Source organism: Sinomonas sp. ASV486 (assembly GCF_030908215.1).
Lineage (GTDB): Bacteria > Actinomycetota > Actinomycetes > Actinomycetales > Micrococcaceae > Sinomonas > Sinomonas puerhi.
In genome coordinates this window covers 20,539-37,083 of record NZ_JAVFJK010000005.1, presented here as the reverse complement: position 1 = coordinate 37,083, position 16,545 = coordinate 20,539, and the positions used below count along the sequence as shown (strand labels likewise).

16 protein-coding genes and 1 pseudogene are annotated in these 16,545 nt (G+C 67.7%); 7 read left to right on the top strand and 10 right to left on the bottom strand.

Annotation, left to right across the window (positions count from 1 at the left end):
- Positions 1–11 precede the first annotated feature (11 nt).
- Positions 12–1,799: a succinate dehydrogenase flavoprotein subunit gene (gene sdhA, locus RBS60_RS08560; protein WP_307957132.1), complete on the top strand. Its 1,788-nt coding sequence runs from the start codon at positions 12–14 to the stop codon at positions 1,797–1,799.
- Positions 1,799–2,581: a succinate dehydrogenase iron-sulfur subunit gene (locus RBS60_RS08555; RefSeq protein ID WP_307957131.1), complete on the top strand. Its 783-nt coding sequence runs from the start codon at positions 1,799–1,801 to the stop codon at positions 2,579–2,581. The genes sdhA and RBS60_RS08555 overlap by 1 nt, the downstream gene beginning before the upstream one ends.
- An 88-nt stretch (positions 2,582–2,669) precedes the next feature.
- Here RBS60_RS08555 and RBS60_RS08550 read toward each other — a convergent pair whose 3' ends face one another.
- The 9 genes from RBS60_RS08550 to RBS60_RS08510 all read right to left on the bottom strand — a co-directional run bounded on the left by RBS60_RS08550 (position 2,670) and on the right by RBS60_RS08510 (position 11,163).
- Positions 2,670–3,971: a YihY/virulence factor BrkB family protein gene (locus RBS60_RS08550; RefSeq protein ID WP_307957130.1), complete on the bottom strand. Its 1,302-nt coding sequence runs from the start codon at positions 3,969–3,971 to the stop codon at positions 2,670–2,672.
- A complete protein-coding gene (locus RBS60_RS08545) occupies positions 3,919–4,518 on the bottom strand; it encodes a 2'-5' RNA ligase family protein (RefSeq protein ID WP_307957129.1) in 600 nt (199 codons plus the stop codon). The genes RBS60_RS08550 and RBS60_RS08545 overlap by 53 nt, the downstream gene beginning before the upstream one ends.
- Positions 4,519–4,522: 4 nt before the next feature.
- A complete protein-coding gene (trpS, locus tag RBS60_RS08540) occupies positions 4,523–5,560 on the bottom strand; it encodes a tryptophan--tRNA ligase (protein WP_307957128.1) in 1,038 nt (345 codons plus the stop codon).
- Between the two features lie 79 nt (positions 5,561–5,639).
- Positions 5,640–6,467 (bottom strand): exodeoxyribonuclease III, encoded by an 828-nt coding sequence (locus RBS60_RS08535; RefSeq protein ID WP_307957127.1) that lies wholly within the window; start codon positions 6,465–6,467, stop codon positions 5,640–5,642.
- 9 nt (positions 6,468–6,476) lie between these two features.
- The gene (locus tag RBS60_RS08530) at positions 6,477–7,013 is read right to left on the bottom strand and encodes a hypothetical protein (RefSeq protein ID WP_307957126.1); all 537 of its coding nucleotides are present in this window, start codon (positions 7,011–7,013) and stop codon (positions 6,477–6,479) included.
- Between the two features lie 426 nt (positions 7,014–7,439).
- Positions 7,440–8,270 carry an ABC transporter permease gene (locus RBS60_RS08525; protein WP_307957125.1) on the bottom strand — a complete coding sequence of 277 codons (831 nt, stop codon included), beginning with the start codon at positions 8,268–8,270 and terminating at the stop codon, positions 7,440–7,442.
- Positions 8,267–9,106, bottom strand: coding sequence for an ABC transporter permease (locus tag RBS60_RS08520; RefSeq protein ID WP_307957124.1), 840 nt, complete (start codon positions 9,104–9,106; stop codon positions 8,267–8,269). Before RBS60_RS08520 ends, RBS60_RS08525 begins: the two co-directional genes overlap by 4 nt.
- Positions 9,107–9,137: 31 nt before the next feature.
- Entirely contained in the window at positions 9,138–10,076 is a 939-nt protein-coding gene (locus RBS60_RS08515; protein WP_307957123.1) for an ABC transporter ATP-binding protein, read from the bottom strand.
- A 106-nt stretch (positions 10,077–10,182) separates the two neighbouring features.
- The gene (locus RBS60_RS08510; RefSeq protein WP_307957122.1) at positions 10,183–11,163 is read right to left on the bottom strand and encodes a LysR family transcriptional regulator; all 981 of its coding nucleotides are present in this window, start codon (positions 11,161–11,163) and stop codon (positions 10,183–10,185) included.
- 87 nt (positions 11,164–11,250) lie between these two features.
- Here RBS60_RS08510 and RBS60_RS08505 point away from each other — a divergent pair, with 87 nt between their 5' ends.
- From RBS60_RS08505 to RBS60_RS08490, 4 genes and pseudogenes are all read left to right on the top strand, one after another.
- A complete protein-coding gene (locus RBS60_RS08505) occupies positions 11,251–12,447 on the top strand; it encodes a cytochrome P450 (protein WP_307957121.1) in 1,197 nt (398 codons plus the stop codon).
- Between the two features lie 43 nt (positions 12,448–12,490).
- Positions 12,491–12,814 (top strand): 2Fe-2S iron-sulfur cluster-binding protein, encoded by a 324-nt coding sequence (locus RBS60_RS08500; protein ID WP_307957120.1) that lies wholly within the window; start codon positions 12,491–12,493, stop codon positions 12,812–12,814.
- Between the two features lies 1 nt (position 12,815).
- Positions 12,816–13,043 (top strand): annotated as a pseudogene (locus RBS60_RS08495) (FAD-dependent oxidoreductase); the annotation flags it as partial.
- 31 nt (positions 13,044–13,074) lie between these two features.
- Positions 13,075–13,860, top strand: a complete 786-nt coding sequence (locus tag RBS60_RS08490; protein ID WP_307957119.1) for an FAD-dependent oxidoreductase — start codon at positions 13,075–13,077, stop codon at positions 13,858–13,860.
- Here the strand turns inward: RBS60_RS08490 and RBS60_RS08485 are convergent.
- Positions 13,830–14,825: a LysR substrate-binding domain-containing protein gene (locus tag RBS60_RS08485; RefSeq protein ID WP_307957118.1), complete on the bottom strand. Its 996-nt coding sequence runs from the start codon at positions 14,823–14,825 to the stop codon at positions 13,830–13,832. The genes RBS60_RS08490 and RBS60_RS08485 overlap by 31 nt on opposite strands.
- Before the next feature lie 199 nt (positions 14,826–15,024).
- Here RBS60_RS08485 and RBS60_RS08480 point away from each other — a divergent pair, with 199 nt between their 5' ends.
- On the top strand, positions 15,025–16,404 hold the full coding sequence (locus RBS60_RS08480) for an MFS transporter (RefSeq protein WP_307957117.1): 1,380 nt from the start codon (positions 15,025–15,027) through the stop codon (positions 16,402–16,404).
- Positions 16,405–16,545 lie beyond the last annotated feature (141 nt).

The following is a 16,545-nucleotide window of genomic DNA, read 5'->3' as shown; positions in this document are numbered from 1 at the left end:
AGCATCTGAGCATGCAGGTCCACAAATACGATGTGGTGATCGTCGGCGCCGGTGGCGCCGGCATGCGGGCGGCGATCGAGTCCGGCCAGCGGGCCCGTACCGCCGTGCTGACCAAGCTGTACCCCACCCGTTCGCACACGGGAGCCGCCCAGGGCGGCATGTGCGCAGCACTCGCCAACGTCGAGGAAGACAACTGGGAGTGGCACACGTTCGACACCGTCAAGGGCGGCGACTACCTCGTCGACCAGGACGCCGCGGAGGTCATGGCCAAGGAGGCCATTGACGCCGTACTGGACCTTGAGAAGATGGGCCTGCCGTTCAACCGGACGCCCGAGGGCCGGATCGACCAGCGCCGCTTCGGCGGGCACACCCGTGACCACGGCAAGGCGCCCGTGCGGCGCGCGTGCTACGCCGCTGACCGCACCGGTCACATGATCCTCCAGACGCTCTACCAGAACTGCGTCAAGCACAACGTCGAGTTCTACAACGAGTACTACGTGCTCGACCTGCTCGTGGTCGAAGAGGACGCAACCCGCGCGGACGGCACCCCCTTCAAGCAGAAGCGCGTGGCCGGCGTCGTGAGCTACGACCTCGCCTCGGGTGAGCTCCACGTCTTCCAGGCGAAGTCCGTCATCTTCGCGACGGGCGGTGCGGGCAAGGTCTTCAAGACGACCTCGAATGCCCACACCCTGACGGGCGACGGCATGGGCATCGCGTTCCGCCGGGGCATCCCGCTCGAGGACATGGAGTTCATCCAGTTCCACCCGACGGGCCTCGCGGGCCTCGGCATCCTCCTCTCGGAAGCCGCCCGTGGCGAGGGCGCGATCCTGCGCAACTCCGAGGGCGAACGCTTCATGGAGCGCTACGCGCCGACCATCAAGGACCTCGCGCCGCGCGACATCGTGGCCCGTTCGATGGCCAATGAGGTCCGCGAGGGCCGCGGCGCGGGGCCGAACAAGGACTACGTGCTCCTCGACCTCACGCACCTCGAGCCCGCGCACATCGACGCGAAGCTCCCGGACATCACCGAGTTCGCCCGCACGTACCTCGGCGTCGAGCCCTACACGGAGCCGGTCCCGGTGTTCCCGACAGCGCACTACATCATGGGCGGCGTGCCGACCAACATCAAGGGCGAGGTCCTCCAGGACAACGACACGATCATCCCCGGCCTGTACGCCGCGGGCGAGGTCGCATGCGTGTCCGTCCACGGCTCCAACCGCCTGGGCACCAACTCGCTGCTCGACATCAACGTCTTCGGCAAGCGCTCCGGCATCAACGCCGCCGAGTACGCCAAGACTGCCGAGTATGTCGAGATCCCTGAGGACCCGGCTGCCGAGACCGTCGCCCTGCTCGACGCAGTCCGCACCGCCTCCGGCACCGAGCGGATCGCCGCGATCCGCTCGGACCTGCAGGAGACCATGGACGCGAACATGCAGGTGTTCCGCACTGCCGACTCGATCGCCCAGGCGCTCTCCGACATCGCGAAGCTGCGCGAGCGCTACAGGAACATCAGCATCCAGGACAAGGGCAAGCGCTTCAACCTCGATCTCCTCGAGGCCGTGGAGCTCGGCTTCCTCCTGGACCTTGCCGAGGCCATGACCGTTGCGGCCCTGCACCGCAAGGAGTCTCGCGGCGGCCACTACCGCGAGGACTTCCCAGACCGCGACGACGCCAACTGGATGAAGCACACCATGCTCTACAAGGACGACGCCGCGGAAACCGAAGGCATCAGGGGCCTCCGCTTCGGCACGAAGCCCGTGATCTTCACCCGTTACGAGCCGATGGAGCGTAAGTACTGATGAGTGCCCCAACCGTAGAGCCCGCCTCCAAGGTCGAGCTGCCCGCAAGCGTGGGCGGCGGGGGCGAGATCCCCACGTTCGACGTGACGCTCCGTGTGCGCCGCTACGACCCCGAGGTCTCCGAGGAGTCCTCGTGGGAGGAGTTCAAGCTCACCATGTACGGCACGGACCGCGTGCTCGACGCGCTGCACAAGGTCAAGTGGGAGCAGGACGGATCGCTCTCGTTCCGCCGCTCGTGCGCGCACGGCGTGTGTGGCTCGGATGCCATGCGCATCAACGGCCGCAATCGTCTGGCCTGCAAGACGCTCCTCAAGGACCTCGACACGTCCAAGCCGATCCTGGTGGAGCCCATCAAGGGCCTCCCGGTCGAGAAGGACCTGATCGTGGACATGGAGCCCTTCTTCCAGTCCTACCGCGAGATCATGCCGTTCCTCATTTCCAAGGGCCACGAGCCGACCAAGGAGCGCCTGCAGTCCGCCGAGGAGCGAGAGCGCTTCGACGACACGACCAAGTGCATCCTGTGCGCCGCGTGCACGTCGTCCTGCCCGGTGTTCTGGACGGATGGGCAGTACTTCGGCCCGGCCGCGATCGTCAACGCGCACCGCTTCATCTTCGACTCGCGCGATGATGCCGGTGACATGCGCCTCGAGATCCTCAACGACAAGGAGGGAGTGTGGCGCTGCCGCACGACCTTCAACTGCACCGAGGCATGCCCCCGAGGCATTCAGGTGACGCAGGCGATCGCCGAGGTCAAGCAGGCCATCCTGACCCGCAAGGTCTGATACGGTCCTGACCACGCGCCGAAGGGGGCGCCGCTCATGCGAGCGGCGCCCCCTTCGGCGTCCCCAACGGAGCGGGGTCTGCGGCACGTCAGCCGGTGGGGACCTCGTCCTTGCGACGCCGCAGGCTGCCGAGCCACGCGAAGGGACCCGATGCTCGACGGCGACCCTCACCCGGCGCCGACCGCGCGCCGTCGTGCGTGGCTGGCACTGCCACCGGGGCTGATGCGTTCGGGGAGGACCCGTACAGGGCCGACTCGTGCTGGGTCTGGGACCTGGCGTTCGCACGGGTGAGCGCAGCCGAGGGACGCGCCACGTGGTGCGCCGATCCGAAGGATTCAACGCGCTTCGGGGTTGCGGCGGCGAGGTCCGCCTCACGGATCGCGCTCCACGCCGCGGAGACCAGATACACCTGACTCACGAGGTTGAACCAGATGAGCAGGCCGATGATGATCGCGAAAGGTGCCAGGAGCGGGTTCGCGCCGGCCCTCGCGAGGAGCTGCGTGCTGAAGGCCTGGAGCACCGATGACCCGATCCCCGCGAGGAGCGTCCCCTCGAAGAGCGCGCGGCGGCTGAGCTTGAGGCCGCCCGCGAGCCGGAAGAGGATGAGCGCCGTGAGCACATTGAGCACGAGCGGAATGAGGAGGCCGATCAGCCACCCGACCGGAGCGACGAAAGCACCGTCGATCCCCAGCAGGCCGGCGAGGAAGTGCACGGCCGAGGTGAACGCAACACTCACTGCGGAGGTCAGCACGAGCAGGACCCCTAGGAGCAGGAGCGTTCCGATATCGCGGACCTTGACGATGATGGGGTTGCCCTTGAGCGGAGGGACGCCCACCACGCCGCGCAGCCCGTCCCGCAGGCTCGTGATCCAGCCCAGTGAGGAGAACAGGGTCACGAGGATCGCGATGACGGCCGTGACCCCGATACCCGTGGGGTTCAGCAGGGTCTTGGGGTCGACGAGCCCGTCCGAGCCGTCTACCTTCAGGAGGCCGGGCGCGGCCTTCGCGACGCTGTGCACCACTTGGTCGACGAGATCAGGGTTCCCGGCCAGGACGAGCGCGGCCAAGGAGAAGCCCGTGGCCAGAAGCCCGAAGATCGAGAAGAACATATTGAAGCCGATGCCGGCACTCATGAGCGGACCGTGCTGGAGACCGTAGTGAGTCCACGCGCGCATGGGCCGGAAGGCCTTGAGCCTGGCCACGAGCCACAGGAGTGCGGCCAGCGCGGTCTTCGGCAGGCTTCCATCACGGCGGGCCCGGCCGAGCGCCTGCCGCTTGTGGATCACCTCGAGCTTGAGCAGCGCCCGTTCTGTGGGCAGGGGCGGTTCGTCGTCGCGCCTAGCCTTCGTGCTTCCCTTCGCGGGGAACTTCCGGTCGCGTACCAAAGTCAAGCTCTTCCTTCAGCTGCCATAACCCGTCGGAATCGTGCTCGTACAGGCCCATGCTAGCCACAGTGAAGGACTCGCTGTAGGACTTCAGCGCATTCTGCGCCTCGTCCAGCCGCTCTGGCTGGAGATCATGCGCCACCGTGACGTGCGGGTGGTAGGGGAACTGGAGGGCGCGTGCGAGCGGCCCCTTCTGCAATTCGCGGTGGAGCCGCACGCACTCGTCGAAGCCCTCGGCCACGTTGACGTACACGACCGGGGAGACCGGGCGGAACGACCCCGTGCCCTGCAGTCTCACCCTGAAGGGGTGCATACGGGACGCCACGGCGCGCACGTGCCGCTCGGTGGCCTCCCAGTCGTCGGTCTCCGTCGTTGTCACGAGGGTGATGTGCGCGGGGATGAGGTCGGCGAGGCTGTCACCGAAGGATTCGCGCCATCCCCGCAGGTCCTCGGCGATCCGGTCGGGAAACTCGAGAATCACGCCGACAAGCGGGCTCCCCGACGGCGCAGCCGCCTCCGGACTCGCCTCTCTCCCGTCCTGAAGCTCAGGCATGGCCTCAGGCGAAGGTCGCCGCCGCCGGCGGGAGGAACCCGACGCGCTCATAGACGTCCGCTAGGGTCTTCGATGCGATCTCGCGGGCCTTCGCGGCGCCCCGCGCGAGGAGGCGGTCGAGCTCGGCGGGGTCCTCGAGGAGCTCCTCGGTGCGGGCCTTGATCGGCGCCACCACGTCCACGACGGTCTGAGCGACGTCCGCCTTGAGGTGGCCGTACATCTTGCCCTCATAGGAGGCCACGAGCTCGTCCATGTCCTGCCCGGTGATCGTCGCCATGATCGTGAGCAGGTTCGACACGCCGGGCTTCGTCTCACGGTCGAACCGTACGACCGTCTCGGTGTCCGTCACCGCGGACTTGACCTTCTTGGCCGTGGCCTTCGGATCGTCGAGGAGGTTGATGAGACCGTTGGGCGATTCAGCCGACTTCGACATCTTCGCCGTCGGGTTCTGGAGGTCGTAGATCTTCGCGGACGATGGCGGGATGAGCGCCTCGGGGACCGTGAATGCCTCGCCGAACCGGGTGTTGAACCGGTGCGCAAGCGTGCGCGCGAGCTCGAGGTGCTGGCGCTGGTCCTCCCCCACGGGAACCCCATAGGGCTTGTAGAGCAGGATGTCCGCGGCCATGAGCATCGGATACATGAACAGGCCTGCGCTCGTCGAGTCCTGGCCGTAGCGGGCCGACTTGTCCTTGAACTGCGTCATCCGGGCGGCCTCGCCGAAGCCCGTGATGCAGGCGAGGACCCACGCGAGTTCAGCGTGCTCGGGCACGTGGGACTGGACGAACAGGGCGGACTTCTCGATGTCGATCCCACCGGCGATGTACTGTGCCGCGGTGAGGCGCGTACGATGCCTAAGCTCGGCGGGATCGGTCTGGACCGTGATGGCGTGCAGGTCCGGGATGAAGTAGAAGCACTCGTAGTCGTCCTGGAGGCGGACCCAGTTGACGAGCGCGCCGAGGTAGTTGCCGAGGTGGAGCGAATCACCCGAGGGCTGCATGCCCGAGAGGAGACGCTGGCGGGAAGTGGGGGCAGTGGAGGTCATAGGTAGGTGCTTCCGGGTCTAAAAGCGTGTAGTCGACATCTGGAGCTTGTCATCGATATCTGGAGCTTGTCATCGATATCTAGAGCTTGTAATCGATAACGAGAGGGGCATGGTCGGACCATCGGGTGTCCCAGGCGGTCGCCCGATCCACGACGGCGTTGCGCGCCACCGCGCCGAGGCCCGGCGTCGCCATCTGGTAGTCGATGCGCCATCCGGCGTCGTTGTCGAATGCCTTGCCGCGCTGCGACCACCACGTGTACGGTCCGTCGATCGGGCCCGCGAGTTCGCGGTGGACGTCCTTCCAGCCGATCTCGTTGCCGAAGAACCGATCGAAGTAGACGCGCTCCTCGGGGAGGAAGCCGGCACGCTTCTGGTTGGCCTTCCAGTTGCGGATGTCGAGCTCGGTGTGGCCCACGTTCAGGTCGCCCACGACGAGCGCGTAGTCGGAGTGCTCGGCGAGCTCCGGTAGGCGCTTGAGCATGACGTCCAGGAAGCGGTATTTGTCCTCCTGCTTTGGGGTCCCAGCCTCGCCGGAGTGCACATAGGCGCTGACCACGGTGAGCTGCCGACCGCCGTCGAGCGCGAAATCCGCCTCGATCCAGCGGCCCGCCGTGGCGAAGTAATCGTCGCCGATACCGACGCGCGTCGCCGTGGGTATTTGGCGCGAGGCGATCGCAACCCCTGCACGGCCCTTCGCGTCGGCCTCGGCGTGCAGCACGCTCCACCCCTCGAAGTACTCGTGCACGATCTCGTCCGGGGCGCGGACCTCCTGCAGGCACAGAATGTCGACCCCGCGCGGCGCAAGCCACTCCTGCATGCCCTTGCGCCACGAGGCCCGCAGGCCGTTGACGTTGACAGTCGCGATGCGCAGGGCCCCGTCCTTGGGGGCCGCTTCGGGAGAAGTCACCTAGCCACTCTACCCCTCGTCGATGACCGTCCCGGAGACGGGTGCGGAGTCGTCGGGGCGAAGCATGTCACGGGCGTTGGCCGCGGTGATCTGGATGGTTTCGAGGGCTCGGGCCACCTGCTCGTCGTCCTTGCCGAGGTTGTCTCGGACCACCCGTTCCTGGACTTGGATGATCTTGAAGGAGTGGTCGAGCTTGAGGTCGCGGACGTCGTCGACCGAGCGGGCCTCACTGGCCGCTGTGCCCGACACCGAGGGCGCTCGGCCGCCGAACTGCCCCGCCATGCGCTCGAAGCGTTCCTGGGCCTTGCGGCCTGCGCTGCGCACCGTGGTGAACACGAACACGGCGAAGACGAGCCAGCCGAACGAGATGACGGCCACGATCCAGCCGATCACCTGGCTCTGGTTGGCCGCGAAGACCACCGCCACGAGAAACGCGAGCACGAGCACCGAGAGGCCGAGCGCGCCGACCCTGAAGCCGCCTCCTCGGCGAGACCCCGGCGCGGCGTCGGGCTGCTGGGACGGGTTCTGGTGGCCGAGACTCTGCATGCCCTCCATTGTCCCAGACCGACGGCGGCCCCCCGCACCCACCCAGATCACCCCCTGCACCGCCGAGGTCACCCCGTGTGGGCACGAAGTCACCCCTCCGGACCGCGAAGTCACCCCGTGTGGGCACGAAGTCACCCCGTGTGGGAGCGAGATCGCCCCCTGCTCCCCGCATCAATGTCTTTACGTCCGATATCGCGAGCAGCGGAAGACACGGGTAGACCTGATCGGCAGGCGACGCCCACCGTACCTGGCCTGCGGGCTGTCAGACGGCGTGACCTCGACTCCACACCGGCCTCGGCGCCACCGGGTGACCTCGACGCCACACCGGGTGACCTCGGCGCCACACGGGGTGGTCCACACCGGGTGACCTCGACGCCACACCGGGTGACCTCGGCGCCACACGGGGTGACCTCGGCGGATGGGCGGTCAGCGGAGGAACAAGGACCTCAATCGTCGGGTCGTGAAGGAGACACCCACGAGGATCATCGCCGCGTAGTACAGCAGGTGGACCCAGGTTGCCGGGCTGAAGACACCGATGCTGATCTGCCGCATGAGTTCCACGCCGTGCCACAGAGGGAACGCCTGCACAATCCACTGCACGGGGAGCGGATACACAGAGAGCGGGTAGAACGTGGCCGAGAACAGGAACATCGGCAGCATGAAGAACGTGATCATGTCCATCTGCTGGAACGTCTTCATGTAGCTCGTCACGGCCATGCCGAACGAGGCGAAGCCGAAGGCGACCATCACCGATGCCGGCACGAGCAGAAGCGCCCACGGCGTGGTGACGAGGCCCATGAGCGCCATCACGCCCGTGAACCCGAGCGCATAGAGGAACCCGCGGAAGAGCGCCATGACGATCTCGCCCATAGCGATGTCGAGCGGGCCGAGGGACGTGTAGAGCATGCCCTGGTAGATCTTGCCGAAGTGCATCTTGAAGAACACGTTCCATGTCGAGTCGTAGATGGCTCCGTTCATCGCTGACACAGCGAGGAGCGCTGGCGCGATGTACGCCGCGTAGGAGATCTGCGCCCCGCCGGGCCCCTCGACCGCACCCACGAGGCTCCCGAGCCCAATCCCCATCGACAGCAGGTAGAAGACCGGCTCGAAGAACCCGGAGACGAGGATGATCCAGTTCTGGCTCTTGATAACGCGGAATCCGCGCTCGACGACGGCCTGCGTGTTCCCGGAGTACAGGGCCCCGAACGGGCGGCGGCTCGGGGCGATCGCGTAGTCGTCGTCGGTCAGGACGCTCACTTGCCCATCCTCTTCGTATAGTTACGCCGCGCCCACCAGATGCCGACACCCCACAGCACCGCGAGGTAGAGCACATGCACGACGACGAGCCAGCCCGGTTCCGCAAGCCCGTAGGAGACGATCCGGCCGAGCTGGTTCCCGTGCCACAGGGGCGAGATCCAGCCGATCCACTGCATGCCGATCGGCATCGTGCCCAGTGGATAGAACGTCGCGGAGAACAGGAAGAGCGGCATCACGATGAAGCGCTGGATCATCGAGAACTGGAAGTTCTCCTTCTCGATGTGGGCCGAGTACGCCATGAGCGGCGCCCCGAACGCCATCCCCGTGAGCACCCCGAGAGGCACGAGCAGCCAGGACCACGGCCCGGGGGCCGCGCCGAACAGGAGCATGATGAAGAAGAACACAAGGCTCTGGATAAGCAACCGCACCCCTACCGCCATGATGTGGCCGGCGGCGAGCTGGCCCGGGACGAGCGGCGTGACGTGCGGCCCGTAGTAGATCCGGCGCCACTTGAATCCGTCCATAACGGGGAACATCATCTCGTTCGCGCTCGTCATCACGGCGCTCGACACCAGCAATGCCGGGGCTGCGAACGCGAGGTACCCCACGCCGTCGAACGCGCCGTGTGCCGCCGCGCCCTGCCCGGAGGAGCTGCGGTCCACGATCGAGGCGAGGCCCACCCCCATCGAGAAGAGGTACAGGAGCGGATTGCCGACGCTCGTGACGATGATCGTGACGAGGTAGGCGCGCATGCTGCGGAGCATGTGCTCGGCGAAGTAGAACGAGCCCCAGCGCCGAGCCTTCGCGGCGGAGACCTCGGGGGTGTGCGCTGACAACAGCCTCCTAGGTTTCGCCCGCCGCGACGTCTCAGTCAACGAGGGACCGTCCCGTCAGACGCAGGAAGACGTCCTCGAGCGAGGCCCGGCGGACGAGGGACGTGATCGGATGCAGGCCGCGGGAGCGGATCTGCTCAAGGGACGCCTCGCCGTCCTCCGTGTAGACCAGCACGCGGTCCGGAAGGGCCTCGATGCGATGCCCGACCCCGTCGAGCTCGCCCACGACGGCGGCGTTCCGCTCCGCGCCGAACCGCACCTCTAGCACCTCCCGGCTCGAGTGCTGCCGGATGAGCGCGGACGGAGACCCCTCGGCCATGATCCGGCCCTTGTCGACCACGATGAGCCGATCGCACAGCTGCTCGGCCTCGTCCATGTAGTGGGTCGTGAGGACCAGAGTCACCCCCTGTTCCTTGAGGCGGAACAGCCGGTCCCACAACACGTGCCGCGCCTGCGGGTCCAGCCCCGTGGTCGGCTCGTCGAGGAGCAGTATCTTGGGGTCGTTGACGAGCGACCTGGCAATCGTGAGGCGGCGCTTCATGCCGCCCGAGAGCGAATCGACCTTGGCCCCGGCCTTGTCCTCGAGCTGGGCGAAGGCAAGCAGCTCGTCCGCACGCTGCCTGAGGTAGCTCATGGGCAGACCGAAGTACCGGCCGTAGACGATGAGGTTGTCGCGGACGCGGAGCTCCTCGTCGAGGTTGTCCTGCTGGGGCACCACGCCGAGATGCGCCCGGACCTCAGGGCCCTGCTCCTCGGGGTCGAGGCCCATGATGGTCAGGCGGCCGGACGTGCGCTGGGTGACGCCGCCGATCATCCGCATCGTTGTCGACTTGCCCGCGCCATTGGGCCCGAGGAGGCCGAAGGACTCGCCAGCCGGGACGTCGAAGGTGATGCCGTCCACGGCATTGGACTCCCCATAAGTCTTGACGAGGTCCTCTGCCGCAATGACGGTTCTGCGAGCTGCTTCATTCACGGCTGGCCCCCTGGCAGGTGCTGAAGCGGAGTGTGACACAGATTGCACCCTAGTACGGGGGTCCCACATCCGCAACGAATCTTTCACAACGGGATGACAACTCTCGTTAAGTTTCCCCGCCAGGCCGGGGCGCCATCCGGGCGAACGGTTCCTTCGTGATGAATTCCCTCAGGGCACGGGCGCGCCGGGTGGGCCGCACGGCCGCGTTCCAGGCCATCACGACGCGCACGGGCGCTGGCGCCGGCGTGATCTCGACCGGGACCACTTGCAGCCCCTCGTACGTCTCCTCGCGTGCGGGCCGCTGCACGAGGATGGCATAGCCGAGCCCGCGGCCCACGAGGGAGCGCGTGAGCTCGAAGTCCGTGGTCCGATAGCGGATCCGCGGCGTCACGCCCGAGGCGCGGAACACCGAAAGGGTGTGCTCGCCGCTCGGGTGGAGGTCGAGGAAGACGAGTGGCTCGTCTGCGAGCGCCTCGAGCGCCACAGACCGTTCCCCTGCGAGCGGGTGTCCGGCTGCGAGGAGCGCGTACGCCCGGGCTTCGAGGATCGTCGTCGTCTCGAGTCCGAGGGGCAGGTTCATGTCGTAGAGGAGCGCCGCGTCGAGCTCCCCGCCGAGGAGCCGGCGCTCGAGCGGTTCCTGCTGGTCGGCCACGAAGTCGAGCCCGACCTCCGGGTAGGCGTCGCCGAACCCTTGGAGGATCGGCGGCACGAGCGTGACCGCGAGCGTCGAGTAGCAGCCCAGGGCGAGGGGCCCGCGGAGAGTCGTACCGGCGTCGAGCGATGACAGCTCCAGATCGACGGCGTCCGCGAGCAGGCCCCGGGCACGGTCGCACACATAGGCCCCCGCCGGGGTCAGAACGGCGCCGTGCGCGCGCCTTCGCACTAGCAGCTGCGCGCCGAGGGCACGCTCCAGATCGCTCAGCGCGGCGCCGACCGCCGTCTGCGTGACGTGGAGCCGCTGGGCCGCGGCGCTGATCGTACCCGCATCCGCAACGGTCAAGAGGTATCCGAGCTGGCGCAGCGTGAAGCGGCTCGGAATGTTCACGACTGCGGCGCCTGGCTCGTCGGCCGGGCTCAGCTTTACCATTCGCCATCCTCTTCTCAAGGAGAACTGCATATTCGATGAGTATTTTTGAACTTTACCTGGATATATGCTCCGCGCCACACTCGATGCATGACTTCGACCGCACAGCCGACCGCGTCCGACGCGCCCCCCGTCGCAGACTGGGTCCGCATCGAGGACCTCTACGACGACCCCTACCCCATCTACGCCCGGCTGCGGGCCGAATCCCCCGTCGCCTGGGTGCCCGCGGTGGGCCGGTACATGGTGACGAGCTTCGAAGCCTGCCACCAGATTGAGCAGGACGCCGAGACGTTCTCAGCAGACGAGGAGAGCTCGCTCATGAAGCGATCCATGGGCCACTCGATGCTGCGCAAGGACGATCCCGAGCACCAGGTGGACCGCGCCGCATACGGCCCGGTGCTCCGGCCCAAGGCCATCAAGGAGACGTGGACCTCCGTGTTCGAGAAGAACGCAGAGAAGTACCTCGCCGCCTTCGCGGCGCAGGGACCCGGCTCGGACCTGCACCTCGGCTTCGCCGCCCCATTCGCCGCCGAGAACCTCCGCGAGATCATGGGTTTCCGCAATGCGACGCAGGAGGACATGCAGCGCTGGAGCCAGACCCTCATCGACGGCACCGGCAACTACGCCGACGATCCGGAGGTCTGGGCCAAGGCCGCCGCCTCCAGCGCCGAGGCGGACGCCGCGATCGACGAGCTCGTCCCCCTTCTCAGCGCGGAGCCGGACGCGACGCTCCTCTCCGCCGTCGTCAACGCGGGCCTGACGCTGCCAGCCATCCGCGCCAACATGAAGATGACGATCGGCGGTGGCCTCAACGAGCCCCGCGACGTCCTCGGCACGGCCGCGTGGGCGCTCCTGTCCAACCCGGAACAGCTCGCGCAGGTCGTGGCAGACCCGGGCCTTTGGGCGGTGGCGTTCGAGGAGGCCGTCCGCTGGGTCGCGCCGATCGGCATGTACCCTCGCCAGACCACGCGGGAGGTGGAGATCGGCGGAGTGACGCTGCCTGCCGGTGCCCGGCTGGGGGTCAACATCGGCGCCGCGAACCGCGACCCCGTCCAGTTCGAGGACCCCGAGGCGTACAACCTCAATCGGGAGAAGAAGCCGCACCTCGCGTTCGGCGGCGGCGCCCACTTCTGCGCCGGCACGTGGGTGGCCCGGACCTCGGTAGCCCACGTGGCGCTGCCGAAGCTCTTCGCGGCGCTGCCCAACCTGCGCCTCTCCACGCGCCCTGCCCGCGAGGGCGGCTGGGTATTCCGGGGCATGCTCGAGCTCCCCGTCGACTGGGACTGACGCGTTCGTCCCTCCCCGACTCCACAACCACGAAGGAAGACCTGTGCCCACCATTACATACGTCCAGCCCGACGGCGCCGAGACCGTCCTGATCGTCGACCCCGCCACCTCGGTGATGCGCGCCGCGGTTTCCGCAGGGGTCCCCGGGATCGTCGGCGAGTGCGGAGGCCAGGCCATGTGCGCCACCTGCCACGTCCTCGTCCGGCCCGAGTACCTGGCTTGGCTGCCTGAGGTCAGCGAGGACGAGGACGAAATGCTCGACTGCATCGCGACGCCCCGCGACGGCACGCGGAGCCGTCTCGGCTGCCAGATCACGTGCGGAAGCACCGACGCGCTCGTCGTCGACGTGCCGAAGGGACAGGTGTGATGTGCTGACCGAGTCCGACCACGTGGTGGTCATCGGCGCGGGCCACGCCGGCGTCCAACTGATCGATTCGCTCCGAACCGGGGGCTTCACGGGACGCATCACGCTCCTGTCCCGCGAGGCCGAGCGGCCTTACCAGCGCCCACCGCTGTCCAAAGACTTCATCTCCGCCGACGACGACGCCCAGCCCCTCCCGCTGCGCGGTGCGCGCTTCTTCGAGAAGGGCGGCGTCCGGGCGCTGTGGGGCGTCTCGGCGGACTCCATTGACCTGTCCACGCGCGAGGTTATCGCGGACACCGGCGATCGGATCTGCCGAGCGTCCGCTCCGCCGCTCCGTCTCCCCCGACGTCTCGGCATTCCTCGCCGAGCGGCACGGGCTCGATGGCGTCCGACTCGAGCTTGGCGCTGCCGTCACCGCCTTCCACGGGACGGAGGGCCGAGTGGCCTCGGTGGTGACCGATGACGGCCGCGAGCTGCCCGCGGACCTCGTGGTGGTGGGAGTCGGGGTGGTACCTGCCACGGGGATCGCCGTGACCGCGGGGCTGGCCGTCGACGGGGACAACGGCGGCGTCACGGTCGACGGCGCCCTGCGCACCTCCGACCCCCGCGTGTTCGCGATCGGCGACTGCGCGAGCTTCCCGAGCGAGCACGCGGGCCACCGGGTGCGCCTCGAGTCCGTCCAGAACGCGACCGATCAGGGCCGACACCTCGCCGCGGTGCTCCTCGGGCAGGATCCCGGCCAGTACCGGGAGCTTCCCTGGTTCTGGACCCATCAGGGACGCACCAAGGTGCAGATCGCCGGGATCGGCAGGCCCAGCGTGCACCGCATAGTCCGGGGCGACCGCTCGTCGGGGAAGTTCTCCGTCTTCTCCTTCGACGGGGCCCACCCGGGCGCGGCGCTCCTCGCTGTCGAGAGCGTGAACAGTCCAGGCGACCATCTGGCCGCCCGCAGGATCCTCGAGGCCGGCCGGACGCCGTCGCTCGCTGATCTGGCGGACCCGTCCTTCGATCTGAAGGCCTATTCGCGGTTCGTGCCGCTTCCCGCATGAGGCGACGTCCCCTTGTTAGCCGGCCCGGCGGCGTCGTGCGCCCTGCCGGGCTGCACCGCGTGCCCGTAGCAGCCGAGCTTCTCGACTGCGTAATCGAGCAACGCGGCCGCCCGCGGGGTGAGAGCCATGTCCTCTGGCCAGATGGCGACGACGTGCGAGGCTGTCGCGGACGGATCGAGCGGGCGCACCGCGACAGGCCGGCCCTCGACGCTGACCGGAAGCACGTTGGGTCGGGACATGAGCAAGCCGTAGCCGACGCCGCGGCCCACGAGGGCCTGAACGAGGATGATCTGTGGCACCCGAGCGACGATTCTCGGCTCGAGTCCGCGCGCAGCGAAGGCCTCGACGGTATTGAGCGTGCTGGGGCTCGACTCGTAGTGGATGAGCGGCTCGGCCGCGAGGTCGGCGAGGTCCACCGTGCTACGCGCCGCGAGCGGATGGTCCGGATGCAGGTGCGCCTCGAGTTCCGTCGCATAGATCTCGCGACGGCGGTACCCGGCAGGCAGGAACATGTCGTACACGATGGCGACGTCGAGGCGGCCGGACTCCAGCGCAGGCAGCAGGTCATCGTTGGTCCCCACCGTGATCTCGAGGTCCACTCCGGGATGCCTGAGCGGGAAGCCCTCGAGGAGCTCGGGCACCACACTCGTGGCGAAGCTCGCGAAGCAGCCGAGCTTCACCGGCCCCCGCAGGTCCTCGCCCCGCCGCGCGTCCAGCACGAGTTCCCGGGTGTCCGCCAGGATCCGGCGCGCACGCATCGCGAAGTGCTGGCCCGCGGGTGTCAGGGCCAGCCCGCGTGCCTTGCGGCGAACGCACAGCTGCTCCCCTACCGCCTTCTCAAGCCCGGTAATGGCCTGCGAAAGCGCCGACTCCGAGATGTGCAGATGGACCGCGGCCGCGCTGAGCGTGTCGTAGTCGGGCAGCGCAGCAAACAGCTCGAGCTGCCTCAGGGTCACCTCCGCCATTGCCGCTTCCTTTCGTCGCCACCAACTTCTTAAGTACAGCCGAACTTTATCCGCAATTATCTGACGTTTACACGAGGAAGTGGGGCAGCTCACCATAGAGTCACCGCAGTGCTCCCTACAGCTGGCCCACCGGGCCAACCCAACCGCACCCCCCGCACCCGTGAGGCATCACAGTCGATGCCACTCCGAAGGACAGGCAATGACCACCACTAGAGCCGTGAGCAGCCCGGCCACCCAGCGACGGGTCGCATTCGCGACCATCATCGGCACCACCATCGAGTGGTACGACTTCTTCATCTATGCCACGGGCGCAGGGCTCGTGTTCGCCCAGCTCTTCTTCAAGCCCGCCGGCGAGGACATCGGGCTCCTCCTCTCCTTCGCGACCGTCGGCATCTCGTTCCTGTTCCGCCCGCTCGGCGCATTCCTGGCCGGGCACTTCGGCGACGTGATCGGCCGACGGTCGATGCTCGTCCTCACCCTCATCCTGATGGGCGCATCGACAACCCTCATCGGTGTCCTGCCGACGTTCGCCCAGATCGGCATCGGCGCTCCGATCCTGCTGCTGCTCCTGCGCATCCTCCAGGGCGTCTCAGCAGGGGGCGAGTGGGGCGGCGCCGTCCTCATGGCCGTCGAGCACGCTCCGGCCGACCGCCGAGGCCGCGCGGGCGCCTTCCCACAGCTCGGCGTGCCCCTCGGCATGCTCCTCGCCTCCGGCGTCATGGCGATCATGACGGGTCTCGTCTCCCCCGGAAAGGCGTTCCTCGAGTGGGGCTGGCGCGTTCCGTTCCTCCTGAGCGTCGTGCTCATCGTGGTCGGCTTCCTCGTGCGGCGCTCCGTCGAGGAGAGCCCGGTCTTCGCTGAGATCGCCGAGCGCGGCCAGCAGACCAAGGTCCCGATCGTGGCCCTGTTCCGCAAGCACTGGCACCTCGTGATCCTCGCCGCCCTCGTCTTCGTGGGCAACAACGCGGCCGGCTACATGACGACCGGCGGCTTCCTCCAGGGCTATGCGACGGGCAAGCTCAAGATGGACCCCACAACGGTGCTCCTCGCGGTGACCGTCGCGGCGGCCGTCTGGTTCTTCTCGACCCTCGCCGCAGGCTATCTCGCCGACACGATCGGGCGCAGGAACACCTATCTCATCGGCTTCGCGATCCAGTCGGTCATGGTGTTCGTGGTGTTCTTCTTCGTCAATGCGGGAACCGTCGCCGGTCTCTACACGGGGCTCGTCCTCTTCTCGGTCGGCCTCGGCCTGACGTACGGACCGCAGGCGGCGTGGTACTCCGAGATCTTCCCGGCCTCCGTGCGGTTCTCCGGCGTATCGATCTCCTACGCGATCGGCGCGATCCTCGGCGGCGCGTTCGCGCCGACCATCGCCCAGGCGCTCCTTCAGGCCACCGGCAGCACTGTGTCGATCTCGGTCTACCTGCTCATCGCGACCATCGTGTCCATCGCCGCTGTCCTGATGCTCCGCGACCGCCGCGGCATCCCGCTCGGCCCGGACCACGAGGACGAGCAGGCATCCGGCGCCACGATGTTCGCCCCCAACCTCTCCGCCAAGAAGGTCCAGGCCAAGGCCTGACGGCCCGCCTCAGAAGCTACTGAGGGACAACGTCTGGGGGTCACCTTCTGGGGGTCACGTCATGTGACTTCCAGAACGTGACCCCCAGGACGTGACTCCCGGACGCGCCCCGCTCAAGCGAAACGGGCGCGGGGTCATCCA